The 12,584-nt window shown below is 45.2% G+C and carries 9 protein-coding genes; 4 read left to right on the top strand and 5 right to left on the bottom strand.

The features are described from left to right. Window positions 1-76 precede the first annotated feature (76 nt). Complete coding sequence (locus CWM47_RS05865) at window positions 77-1,174, bottom strand: hypothetical protein (protein WP_170069407.1); 1,098 nt, start codon at window positions 1,172-1,174, stop codon at window positions 77-79. Between the two features lie 390 nt (window positions 1,175-1,564). On the opposite strand from CWM47_RS05865, the gene CWM47_RS05860 reads away from it, so the two are divergent. Then, entirely contained in the window at window positions 1,565-2,452 is an 888-nt protein-coding gene (locus CWM47_RS05860; RefSeq protein WP_100987085.1) for a Ppx/GppA phosphatase family protein, read from the top strand. A gap of 46 nt (window positions 2,453-2,498) precedes the next feature. On the opposite strand, the gene CWM47_RS05855 is transcribed toward CWM47_RS05860, so the two are convergent. Next, a complete protein-coding gene (locus CWM47_RS05855; RefSeq protein WP_100987083.1) occupies window positions 2,499-3,293 on the bottom strand; it encodes a hypothetical protein in 795 nt (264 codons plus the stop codon). A 170-nt stretch (window positions 3,294-3,463) separates the two neighbouring features. Between CWM47_RS05855 and CWM47_RS05850 the strand changes: the two genes are divergently transcribed. Further along, window positions 3,464-4,414, top strand: a complete 951-nt coding sequence (locus CWM47_RS05850) for a GNAT family N-acetyltransferase (RefSeq protein WP_100987081.1) — start codon at window positions 3,464-3,466, stop codon at window positions 4,412-4,414. A 954-nt stretch (window positions 4,415-5,368) separates the two neighbouring features. Here CWM47_RS05850 and CWM47_RS05845 read toward each other — a convergent pair. From CWM47_RS05845 to CWM47_RS05835, 3 genes are all read right to left on the bottom strand, one after another. After that, the gene (locus CWM47_RS05845) at window positions 5,369-5,878 is read right to left on the bottom strand and encodes a YybH family protein (RefSeq protein WP_100987079.1); all 510 of its coding nucleotides are present in this window, start codon (window positions 5,876-5,878) and stop codon (window positions 5,369-5,371) included. Between the two features lie 313 nt (window positions 5,879-6,191). Next, on the bottom strand, window positions 6,192-9,104 hold the full coding sequence (locus tag CWM47_RS05840) for an ATP-binding protein (protein ID WP_100987077.1): 2,913 nt from the start codon (window positions 9,102-9,104) through the stop codon (window positions 6,192-6,194). Between the two features lie 429 nt (window positions 9,105-9,533). After that, window positions 9,534-11,225 (bottom strand): two-component regulator propeller domain-containing protein, encoded by a 1,692-nt coding sequence (locus CWM47_RS05835; RefSeq protein WP_100987075.1) that lies wholly within the window; start codon window positions 11,223-11,225, stop codon window positions 9,534-9,536. Window positions 11,226-11,556: 331 nt separating this feature from the next. Here CWM47_RS05835 and CWM47_RS05830 point away from each other — a divergent pair, with 331 nt between their 5' ends. Next, window positions 11,557-12,000, top strand: coding sequence for a hypothetical protein (locus CWM47_RS05830; protein WP_100987073.1), 444 nt, complete (start codon window positions 11,557-11,559; stop codon window positions 11,998-12,000). 171 nt (window positions 12,001-12,171) lie between these two features. Further along, window positions 12,172-12,540, top strand: coding sequence for a hypothetical protein (locus CWM47_RS05825; RefSeq protein ID WP_100987071.1), 369 nt, complete (start codon window positions 12,172-12,174; stop codon window positions 12,538-12,540). The last annotated feature ends 44 nt before the right edge of the window (window positions 12,541-12,584 follow it).

Below are 12,584 nucleotides of genomic sequence, written 5' to 3'. Positions count from 1 at the left end.
GGTTTTGTCTCTTGCTTTCGTCAAGAGGTCAGGGCAAATCCTGGTAATCATAAAATCAGCATTCCAGTTTAACACATCACATGGTAGATCCCGACTGAGGGAACGCAAGGGGCAAATCGTGCGCTAATTTCTCAGCCACCCGCCGATATGCATCGCCATCCGGATGCATTCCATCATACGTTGCTTTCCAGGAAAACAGAGCAGAGTAGTCAATCACGTTTAAATGAGCCTGCTCAAACAACTGGCGTAACTCAGCAGGCATTGGATAGGCAGGAAAAATAACGACGTAGAAATTATCGTTCCCAAACTGCTTTCGGTATAGCTCTTCTGATTTCTTAACAATAGCAACAAACCGCTCATACTGTTCAGTACTGTATCTGCGGGGAAAGTTGACATTGAATAGATTGACAATATTACTTTTATACATGCCCTGAATTAACTCCAAAAGAATAGGATGTTTTTCAGCATAGGTACCCTCTACAGTTACCGTGTTCGGGTTGACATTTGGCCAATACCCTTTCGAATTATAAATCCATTTGGTGCTGGGAGCAACTCGGGCCAAATGATCTTCGATATACGTATAGATCGCAATCCCATTTTTTTCAGCTACCTCATTTCGCATGTTAACTGACTGTTGGAGTGCCAGCATGTGGGACGGAGAATAGCCTGATACGCCATAATTATAGGGCCGATAGCCGGTGTCTTTACCAAAAAAATAAGGCAGCGTACTCGAATCCGCCACCGATTCACCATAGGTAAATGAACAGCCCAGAAACAGGGCATATTTGCCAACAGCCCGACTGCTATCGAACGGAGTAATTCGCCGGGACAGACTATCTATATGGTATGTGATGGAAACGGTTTTTTCGGGAAGGGTATGAGCGTTATCGAGTGAATCGGTCTGCTTTACTACGTAGCTCACATTATAGGGGCCAGGTGCTAGCCTTAATATCCCTAAAGCATCATTTTTTATTAATACGAGTGTGTTTTTTGTTTCGCTGGACTTATTCTCTTTAGCAGTAAATTGAGCACTTGACTTCGAGGCATTTTCCTTCAAGCGCAGCAACATACCAGATACACCTTCAAGAATTAACCAGCTAACGATAAAGCTCACTAATGATAGTACACTCCCTTTAATCCATACTTTACTGTACAGCATAATAAATCTATTCAAGTTACGAGGTGTTGAGATTCCCTGTTTTATACGTCCGACCTTATGTTTTGCTCCTGTTTTATGGCTATTAACGCCAGAAAAACCCTGCTTTATATGTTACTATAACTCCAATAAATTGTAACGCTAATTGATACACGGCGCTTACAAACACGAGAAATAGCACGGTAACGGTCTGAAGCGCCAGTATTTCCCCAAAGCAGATACTATTAGTAGGCGAATACACTACATAGGTATATTTTTAAGATTGCTACATAACACAAATATACGAGCCACGAAGAAGGTTGTTCTATTGAGTTGGTTACTATACCAAACGGTCGAAAATAAATGACAGAACTTCTCTGGTACACGTAAAAAATTTACCTTTGGCCCTTTCATAAAGCTCTATAGATATTGAAACTGGCAGCCATTGATATCGGTTCGAACGCAGCCCGTCTACAAATTTCGACGGTATTGCACAACGACAACCTCGTTAGCTTTAAGCGCGTTGAATATGTCCGTTTCCCGCTTCGACTGGGTCACGATGTGTTCAATTTCGGGGCATTAACACCCGAAAGCGAAGTACGGACAACTAAACTTTTGCAGGCCTATAAGCTGCTGATGGAACTTCACGAGGTCGAAGATTACATGGCCTGTGCCACCTCGGCTATGCGGGAGGCATCTAACGGACAGGAAGTTGCCAAACGGATTGGCGACTTGACCGGTATAAAAATTAACATCATCGACGGTCGTAGAGAAGCCGAGCTAATCAATGATGTGGTCGTTCATGCGTTAGACGATCGGCAATATCTACACATTGATGTTGGCGGGGGCAGCACGGAGTTGAACGTGTATGTGAACCGCGAAAAGATCAACTCCAAATCCTTCAAAATTGGCTCTGTTCGGTTACTGGAGGGTAAGGAGCATAAAGGAGCGTGGCGCAAAATAGAAGATTGGGTTGAAGAGAATATTGACTCCTCGCAGGAAGTTACAGCCGTTGGTACCGGTGGCAACATTAGCAAACTGTTTAATCTGGCGTCTAAAATTTCAGAAACAGAAACCACCCTATCCGAAATTGAGCGCATTCGGGATTTCATTGCGGGTTTCAGCCAGGAAGATCGTATCAATAAACTTCGCCTGAACGCCGACCGGGCCGATGTGATCGTACCAGCCGCTGATATTTATACCTCTGTCATGAAATGGGCAGGAGCCAGCAAGATCATTGTGCCAGACTTAGGCCTGAAAGATGGAATCATCCAGCTGGTTTACGCCCACCTCAGCAAACAAAAACGAGTATTGTAATAGTTTGTCGTGCGGCTTTTCTGCCGCACGACACCCTTCGACTGGCTTACCTGCCACGTCTTGTTTTAGAAATAACGATGGGCACACAGCGCATGGGCAGACAATCGCAGCGCGCGTTTATCATGGTTATATACCGGTCGGTCGTACAACCCAGTGAATTCGTAACACGAACTGTATAAACGGTTGGCCTGCCGGTTCGGCTACCCGTGCCAACAAGTACACCATTGGTCGGTATAGGGTTGCTATGCTCAACAAATGTTCCATTGATTGCCATCTCATACCTGTCTGTTGGGTCGAATCCGGTAATTGACACTTGCCCATCGTTTTGCGATTCGGCATTGTAACAAGTGGCCTCTTTTACCACTAAAGAAGCCGTTGGGTTGGCTCGAATAAAAACCCTTATTAGCGCGAATGGCGTGCAAGTGGAATTTGCTGATTTAAATTTCAGGCGGGCGTACACATAATAGAGCCGGTCCGTTATATCCCAATTCGGGGGAAAATTTACGTTCCGTAACGTAGCCTTACCGTTTAGCGGTACTACATGACCTACCGAAACGCCCCCCTTGCCTTTATACGGATTTGTCTGTAGCGAATCGAATCGCACAAACTCAATTTCATCCGGCGTTATAGCGGTTGTCAAAACCTGTAATTGATCAACGGCTTTCTCCGTACAAACCGTAATGGATGTTACACGGGTAGTTAAAAGGCTGGAACAGTCGGCAACCTGCGCCCGTAAACCCCACGACACACACAACCCAATCAGACTAAAACAACAGACGCGAAGCCAACTCCAACCCGGATTTATTGTATGCGTCAGTTTTACAGGTACTATTTTGTTCATATAGTTCGTCAAAAGCAGATCTGTACTGATAGAGTGTAATCATATACATAAACCCGACTTTTGTTACTTGTTTGACGTCAAAACAGACAGTGAGGTCACTACTGTTAATTTATATAGGTGTTACTTTACCGCCATCTCGATCGTCTGTATAGCCATAATACGTTGATCGCATGGCTAACTACACCTTTTTACTTCAGTATAGTCCACAACCCGATACGATTCCGACTTTCTGCCAACCGGGCTTTTTATTTAATGAGGTACAACATCTCAATCAACAATCTGGTGGTGAATTCTATTTATTATCGGCCCTACATCAGGAGACTAAACAGGCAGAGGCACGTTGCTCCTTTTTTATGGCCCATACTCAGGCAATCAGCCCCATTGCGGCTCCATTTGGCTCTATCGAGTTCACAGCGGCACTTCCCGATGCTGCATTAGATCAATTTATTCTTGTCCTTACTGACGCTGCTCGCCAGGCAGGAGCCACGCACTTGCGACTCGTAAACTATCCGCACTGTTATGCAGCATGGCAAACAGATCGGCTGATTCAGGCATTATTGACATACGGATTCACATTGGCCGAGCGTAACCAAACCTTCTTCTTACCCGTTGACAACAGGCTATTTGAAAACTCTATTGTTCCGGCAGAGCAACGGCGACTACGCAAATGCCGGAAAGCCAATTTCACGTTTGCACACTGGCAAACACCCGTAATAGCCGAAGTCGTTGAATTTATTCAGAACACCCGCCAACAGCAAGGTTACCCATTAACGATTTGCGCTGACCGATTAACGGGCTTACTGCACGAATTTCCGGATCAATTTGTGGTGTTTTCAGTGCATAATGGCCCGCAGTTAATCGCGTTGACGATAGCCGTTCGCGTTCGACACGACATCTTATACAATTTCATGCCCGCGTCAGATCCTGCTTACAACTCGTTCAGTCCGATGGTTCTGCTTATAGCTGGCATTTACGGGTATTGCCAGCAACAGAAAATTCAGCTATTCGATTTAGGGATGGCGCTTGATAGTAACCGGCAACTGAAACCAGGATTGATGCGTTTTAAACGGAACCTTGGCGCACAGGAGTCACCGAAGTTTGTTTTCGAAAAGGCCCTCTAGCGTAGGGAACGCCTGATAAATAGTCTAAAAGCGGCTGAACGGTATGGTATAAGATAAAAAGGCAAGTTGTTACGAATTATAAACGAGGGTTTATACTAAACGAAATCGGGAAATTTTAACATTACACTTATTGACGACTCAGTCAGCAACATCACTATAAAATTCAAAAATTAACACGATAGTACATTTCTGATAAGGAAGCTGTTTAAACTTTTAAAATTAGGCCCGAATTAGGTGTTTTTTTGTCATGCTGACGAAGGAAGCATCTTCGGGATACATATTAATTGCTGTTAACGAAGATGCTTCCTTCGTCAGCATGACAAAAAAACACCCTAAACTTCACTAAAAGAGAAAGTTTAAACAGCTTCAAGATTAAATAGTCAATTCGCAATTCGCGCTGTGTTAAAACGATAGGTAGAATTCAAATGGAATAGCTTGCCAATTACTTCTGATTATATACTCACCTAAATGAGTCTTAAAGTCAATCGATCGATATTACCAGACGTTAAAGCTTAACAGCGGTCAACTAGTGTCGCAAAAACTCAACCTACACGTCGAAAATGATACATTGATTCATGAGATAACAAGTTGCGACATGAGTTGACTCAAGTTGATAGTTATAAAGTCCTATCAGCTATCGTCCCTTCGAACGGGCGTTTAAAGTGATAGTGAAATAGAAACTATCGTGGATAAAATCGTCCGATGAATTCGTGAACCGTCCACTAAATGACTATCCATGCCGTCATATAACAAAATCTACAGTGGTCTGTCTGCTGACAGTTTGCTAGTCAATCATCACAATATTGCCGTTTTGGCTAAACAATCCGGCTAGGCTAAATCACCAGGGCGATTTATTGGTGCTTTGTTCACGCTCTGGTCACAAACGGTGTTGGATACCACAAACCATGTTTTGGTTCCATTGGGTTTTGGGGATTGGATGTAGGGACATTGGTTTTACTTTTTTGGGCCTGGAGCCTGCAGGGCTCCCATCTCTTCTTTGAACAGGATGCGAGTTCCCTGACCGGCCACGAAACACCAGCCACCGTTTTGCTTCACAAACACCTCCACGCGTTGCACCCGAATCTTGACATCGCCTTTGGGTGTGCCCAAAACCACATCCGTCAGGCTGTTCAAGATCGCTGTTTTGCCCTCGTAGATGCGGAGAATTTCCATGCTCGGCACGGGCGTTACCGACTTAAACGAGGCTCCGGCGTTAATAAACCCCTGTTTCCACTCCTCAAAGCCGTAGGAAATAGTCCCATCCGGATTCACCGTTACATAGTCGTCGGCGCAGTGCTGTCCGAGCCCGTCGATCAGGCGCATGGCCGTAATAGCTTTGCGGTCCTCGGGGTAGTTGGTGGTGTTATACTTGCCCGACGGGGGCGTGTGCGGGTCGGGCAGGGTTTGCCCCAGCGTGGGCGCAGTCAGCAGCGCGAAGGCCGCCAGGGTAACAAGGTGTTTCATTGAGTTTGACGTTTAGGCTATGTAGGCACAGATCGGAATAGATACGTAGTCGAAAGCCAACTCCTGGTCAGAAACGTTAGTGGATAACGGTGACAGGTACAGCGATTGTAGACTAGTAGCCATCCCTTCTGTGCATAGCGGTTGACTACCCCAAACCTACGCTACCCGGTCCGGGGAGGGTTAGCAATATTGTGCCAAAGCTTACTCCATGAGCGCTATGGAACAATTTTGTAGAAAAATGAGCTGATTTTGCTATTGCCGGGTAGGAAATACACTGGGGCCGGGCTGAGCAACTGGCGAAAAATCGTACGGGTTACGGTTTTTTGACGGAGCCCACACGCCCACTGGCGTATTCGGTCGGCGTTTGCCCGTAGACATCCCGGAAGCACTTGGTAAAATAGTTCGGGCTGTTGAAGCCCACCTGATAAGCCACGTCGGCCACATTTCCCTGCTGTTGCTGGAGCAGGCTGGCCGCTCGTTGCAAGCGAAGGGCACGGATAAATTCATTGGGCGACTGCTCGGTTAAGGCAGTCAGTTTGCGATGCAGTTGGGTTCGACTCAATCCCATTTCCCGGCTGAACAGCTCTACGTCAAAGGCCGCATTGGCTAGATTAGCTTGGGTTACGGCCAAGGCTTTTTGAAGAAACTGTTCATCCAGCGAGGTGACGACCAGTTCGGTGGGGTGCAGGGTGATCTGCCGACTGAACCGCTCCCGAAGCTTTTGGCGGCTTTCCAGCAGGTTGCGAACCCGGACCTGTAACTCCTCCAGACCAAAGGGCTTGCTCATATAGTCATCGGCGCCCGTATCGAGGCCTTTGAGTTTGCTTTCCCTGTCGGCTCGGGCGGTCAACAGAATAATAGGAATATGGCTGGTTCGTTCGTCGGTTTTGAGTCGCTCACAGAGAGCCATCCCATCCAGGCCGGGCATCATCACATCCGAAATAATCAAATCGGGAATTGTTTTTATAGCGGTTTGGTAGCCGTCCAGACCGTTTTCAACTTCCGATACGGTATAGTTTTTCGCCAGTTGGCTGACCAGGAACTGCCTTAAATCCCGGTTATCCTCCACGACTAAAATCTGCTCGGAATGGCTCGATCGTTTACTGCTTTGGGCAGGTTCCTTCATCGAAGGCATTATCGTGGGTTCTGAGACGGGGATTCCCGACGCAGAGCCATCCAGCCCGGGACTTTCCTGCCCGGGCCGTTCTTCCACAGGTAGCATTTCCAAAGGAATGCAGAGACGGAAAGTTGTACCACTGCCCAACGTGCTTTCTACGGTTAGTTGCCCACCATGCAAGTCAACCAGTTCGGCCACCAGGGCTAACCCGATGCCCGTGCCTTCATACGAGCGGGTAGCCGAATCATCGACCTGGTAAAACCGATCGAAGATGCGGGTAAGTTGGTGTTCTCCGATGCCAATGCCCGTGTCCTGAATGATGAGTTGAAGCTCACATCTACCGGTTTGCCCCGGTTCAACTGCTGCTGAAAACCGCACCTGACCGGTAGCAGGCGTAAACTTATAGGCGTTGGCAAGGAGATTAGAAATAATTTGCTCGAGTTTATCGCTGTCCAGTTGTACCCAAACCGGTTGCAGCGATACCGTGTAGTGGTAAGTGATACCCTTGCTTTCGAAGAGGGAGGCAAACGAACCCGCCATCCCTTGGAGAAAGTGAGTCAGTTCACCGGGCTTTGGATGCAGTTCCAGTTTACCCGCTTCCAATCGGGAGAGGTCCAGCAACTGGTTGATCAGTTGCAATAGCCGACTCGCGCTACGGTCGATGAGTTGGTAATCGGATCGCCGTTCGGAGCCTTCTTTATCCTGATGCCGTAGCTTTTCTACTGACCCTTTGATGATCGAGAGCGGGGTACGGAATTCGTGGGAGATATTGGCAAAAAAGCGTGATTTGAGGCTATCCAGCTCCTGCAACGCCTGGGTTTGCTTTTCCTGAATCAGGGCTTGGTAGGAAAGGGCTTTGACTTCGGTTAACTGCTGCTCAAGGGCGCGACTGAGCAAGGCAAAATCAAGCCCCAGGTAAATGGAGGTGGCCACCGGAATACTCAGTAAGGAGAGTATATATAGGCTATTTCGTCGGTTGGCAATGCCTATAGTAAACAGCTCGTTGCTCCACATGCTGGGCAGAAAAAAGGCCAAAAAAAATAAAACGAAACTGATCGCTCCCAGGCCAATAATCCAGGCCCCTTTTTTCTGTCGGCGAATGGCCAGCCAGGCAATTCGGACCATATTTAGCTGGCAGGCCGTCCCGGCCAAAACACCACCGACTTTCCAGCCCCATCCGTAAATACCGGCGTTAAGCAACAGCCCGGCAAGAATCCAAGCGACCAGCGCCCAGTAAACTTTGTCTTTGCGTTGTTCCAGCAATTGGTAGAGTGCCAACATCAGCATTAGACTACCCAGCTGGTAGAGGGCGAACGACAGATTGGCTATATAAAATTTGTCGGCGACTAGATGGGTAGCGATCATCAAATTTCGCTGCAAAATATTTCCTGTCAACACCAGAACGGCCCACAGACCGAAATAGAGGTTCGCTTTTCGGCTGGGGTCGAATCGATAAAAAGCCAGGTGAAGGATGGCCAGTATACAACAGGCACTGATCAGAAACACATGTAAGCGCTCCGCAATGACCAGGTACTGCTGATAGAAAACGTCGGCGGCCTCCTGCTTTTTTAGCTGAATCCAGAAGGGGGGATTCTGACTTTCAAACACGGTTGTATAGTGAATACCGGGCTGACGGGCAAACCGGACGGCCAGTAGCTGCTCGCCGGTTTTACGCAGGGGGAAGGGTATGGGTTTCCACAAGGGATCAAACGCGATCACTTTTTTAGGATCGGCACTCACCACGCCCCATCGGTGCAGGAGCTGCCCGTTGAGATAAATTTCGGAGGCCCCCACTTGCTGAATGACTAATGCCAGCGGTTCTCGCAGCCAGGTACTATCGGTTGACAATCGCAATCGCAGCCAACCCATGGGGGCGGCATTCAGGGGGGAAGGATCATTGATATCGCGGGTGAGCTTACTGATTGGCCAGCTCTGATCGGGAAAGTCGACGTTGGCCCAGGCAGGATTATCACCTGCCTGGAACCGCCAGCCTTCCTGGAGATTAATCCCTTCAGGAGGCAGGCTTTTGACCGTATTAACCCCCGTTTGTGCCCAGCTTGAGGAAACCAGCAGGAATAGAAGGAGTAAACCGAAGAAAGTAGCTTTCATATAAAGTTCCTGCCTGGAAAAAGGAAGTCACCGAATCCTTGCGTTCTGGTATCAAGGTACTAAAGTTTACCTATCCGGACAAAGAACGAATCCCGCTACCCAACGCGAACTTGACCAATTCTTGAATGTTCGTTTTAGCCATTCCTAGTAGCCTTGCCATAGGTTTCATGTTCGTTAGTTTACCAATCTGTTATATCAGCCCGTTCGGCTTTTCACCAGTCCACTTTTTTTGGGTTAAGTACACTGGCGATGTTACCCCTGAAAAGGCAAAAAGCGGTAATACAACTATCTTGCGACTAGGATAATCAACAGATGCCAGCGTCTCATAAATCGCTCCCACTTGAGACGAAAGAGCGTTCATGTCACTGCTTACTAAATGGGGCATTTTTAGCAACAGCTATACACCTTATTTCTAACCCTGCTAACTATTTATTTTTTTGCTACGATTTTCATAAAGAGTTTAACGTCGTCCGAGATTGCATTACCAGACTTAAAAAAGTGCTTTTCTGATCCAGAATCGATACCCCACTCTGTTCGATCAAGGGTCAGTGTGCCATTTATCTCGACAGTTCCGTCCATTCCGTCCTTAAAGTATAGTTGGGCTGGAAAAGTAACTGCCTTCGTGATACCTTCAATGGTCAGGTTCCCGGTAACTTTTATATTTCCTTCAGATGTAACTCTTATACTTCCATCAGTTGGAACTTTTGTATTTCCATCATTCCCTGTTTCAACCTTCGTAATTATGAATCTAGAAACAGGGAATTTTTTGACATCAAAAAATGGCGGTAATTTATTGTGTGGACCTGGATCATCAAATTTTTGTTCAATTGTAGTCATGTCGACGTCAACTGCACCACCCACCAGATGACGGTCGCTTCGGCGATCCGATTCGATCAATAATTCTCCTTTTAATAGATCAACGCCCCCTGTACCGGCACCATCACCCAAAAACGTAGAACCTTCCCATGCACCAAGTAGCCAGGAACCTTTCCATATGACAACACTTTGCTTTGTATCTAGGCTATATTTTTTCTGACCCTCTTTATTGTAAAAGTCCGTGATGGTCTTCCCATCATACCGATACACGCCGGTCGCATCGCCAAACCAAATACTTCCATCGTTCGCTTCCGAAAGCCCCAGAAAAGCCTTTCCTGACCTGATTTCGGTTACCGTGGGCTCATTACTAGACAAGGACTTTGCCTCATAACGGGAAAGTGCCTGGACCGTCCAATTAGCAGGATTTACCGGACCAGTAGTCCAGATGTTTCCTTTTTTATCTTCGATTATTGCATAAGCACCCCTCTCCGATACCTTCGTAAAGGTACTGCCGTCATAGCGATAGAGGCCACCGGTCTGGCTTACTTTAAAGCCATTGTAACCGCTGAGCCAAATAGTACCTTTTCTATCTTCCATTATAGCCCAAACATCGAGAAAGGGTTCGCCTTTATGGGTTAACGTGGTAAATTTTTTCCCATCATAAACAAAGGCGTCTCCTCTTGTGCCAACCCACAATTTTCCTGTTTTATCTTCAATGATTGTATGAATATCATTATTCCAATCCCCTTCTTTATAAAAAAGCGGGGCGTTTGGAGATGTAAAATTTCGAAACGATTTCCCATCGTAACGACTTACTCCACCTCCCGTGCCGAACCAAATAATGCCGGCTTTGTCTTCATAAATAGACGTAACCCGATTATTGGCAAGACCCTCTGTGGTAGTGAAATGTTGAATTCCTACCTGTCCGGTAGGCAGGGATTTCCCGTTGTAATAATAAACGCCTGAATCAGTAGTAGCGAACCAGATATTTCCACTTCGATCTTCCAGAACATCCTGGAATTTGTGCTGACCTAGTTTACTTGTAAGATTAGTAAACGATTTTCCCTGCCCCTCTGGCAAGCGGGCATCATATCGAAAAACATCACCAAATGATGCGTTGTTGGGGCCAGCAATCAAAATGGTGCCATTACTGCCTCTTTTTATATTACGAACCATTACGTTAGGCCCTATGTCTTTAATTTCGGACCTGATAGTATCTTTTGGTCCGTTTGTTTGGTTTTGTCCACAGGAAGTGCAAAAAACAACCATCAGGAACAAAGCATATATGTGTATGAGTTTAGACATCTCTCTTTTTGTAAGGGTTTTAGCCGCAACCGCGGATGGTCGCAACAGTGGCCCGTAAACCTACTAGTCTTTGTGCTGAGATGTGATGGAGGGCTAGTAAAAGAATGTTAACGAAACGTAAAAGTTGATTTTACAAACTTCTTCTGTCATAAACGATAAATTCAGTAGAAAGCACCTAAATTACCTGTTTAACAGAATTCCATTTTTGTTAAACTTTTCCTTTATATAAACATAGCGTAGATTATATAACAAAAGAATGTATGATGGAATAAGTTTAGCATAATGTATCTGAAGGGTTTTCGTTTCTAGGCTGAACGAATTTTTAAGTGAAATGAGTAATCCTACGCTCCTCATCACCACTGCCCTTTTTGCAGGCGCTATAGCTTGTACTAAAAGTACTCTGAGCCTACCAAATCCAGCTCCATCGGTAGAAGGTACCTATCAAGCACAAGTCAGCGGTATTCCTTTTCCAATCAAGGCAGGAGATATCACATTAACTATTAAAAGTGTAGCCAGAGATACCGCTGAAGTATCTTTGCGGACTATTATTGATGGGCAACCGCAGGATAGTCTTACGTACAAAAGCGCTTTTGTTGCCCAGCAGATTAACAGGACAAGCGTAAATGAAAGTTGTATAAGTTATATAGTTTATCTGATGCCTTCTAGAGAGTCGAACTTGCTTACTTTAACCTGTAGTGAAACTAATATCGTTGGTTTTCTGTATACTCCTGTTGGCCAACAAAAAGGAGCTGTTATAAAATTCAAAAAAATATAACCGAGATGTTATAGCTAGTATTTGTAATTTATATAAAGGTAGATTTCGGTTAACATAACCGTACTTACATAACAAATGAAAATTTTAAGTGACAGAGCTTTTTAGTTGTTGAAATCTCAAAAAATTAATGAAGTATTTTTCACATTCTAAACACATCTCTCAACGTAGACAATGAACAATTCGAAATTACTTATCCTTCTGAATCTTTTAGGATTTTCAGGATGCGAACAAGAAAAAGGAGTTGAAAAAAGAATCTTACTTGACGTAACTAAGTCGAGTAAAATATCATTTATTGGTAAAAGTGGCGATAAAGTTTACACGAGAATAAATGGAAAATTTTCCGGTAGTATCAAGATTGCGATGGTAGGAAATAATGATAAACTTACGGATAGTTCGTTTACAATTTTTAAAGACTCAATAAACTTGAATATAGGTAAGCATGATATATACCAAGATAATACTGGGATTATTTTCTACGTAAAACCAAATAAAAATGCAAGTGGTAAAATTTTATTATCAATGACTGAGTATATTGAATAGAAAAGACTATTAAATTATTAATAGCTGTAAAAAGGCTAAGGAAG

It is taken from the genome of Spirosoma pollinicola (assembly GCF_002831565.1).
In the GTDB taxonomy this organism is placed as follows: Bacteria; Bacteroidota; Bacteroidia; order Cytophagales; family Spirosomataceae; genus Spirosoma; species Spirosoma pollinicola.
This window is presented reverse-complemented; position numbering and strand designations above follow the sequence as displayed.

Bases quoted from the DNA above. Each gene is read 5' to 3' on its own strand.
- CWM47_RS05850 (WP_100987081.1), top strand. From the start codon at position 3,464: ATGGCTAACTACACCTTTTTACTTCAGTATAGTCCACAACCCGATACG.
- CWM47_RS05835 (WP_100987075.1), bottom strand. From the start codon at position 11,225: ATGTCTAAACTCATACACATATATGCTTTGTTCCTGATGGTTGTTTTT.
- CWM47_RS05825 (WP_100987071.1), top strand. From the start codon at position 12,172: ATGAACAATTCGAAATTACTTATCCTTCTGAATCTTTTAGGATTTTCA.
- CWM47_RS05840 (WP_100987077.1), bottom strand. From the start codon at position 9,104: ATGAAAGCTACTTTCTTCGGTTTACTCCTTCTATTCCTGCTGGTTTCC.
- CWM47_RS05855 (WP_100987083.1), bottom strand. From the start codon at position 3,293: ATGAACAAAATAGTACCTGTAAAACTGACGCATACAATAAATCCGGGT.
- CWM47_RS05845 (WP_100987079.1), bottom strand. From the start codon at position 5,878: ATGAAACACCTTGTTACCCTGGCGGCCTTCGCGCTGCTGACTGCGCCC.
- CWM47_RS05830 (WP_100987073.1), top strand. From the start codon at position 11,557: ATGAGTAATCCTACGCTCCTCATCACCACTGCCCTTTTTGCAGGCGCT.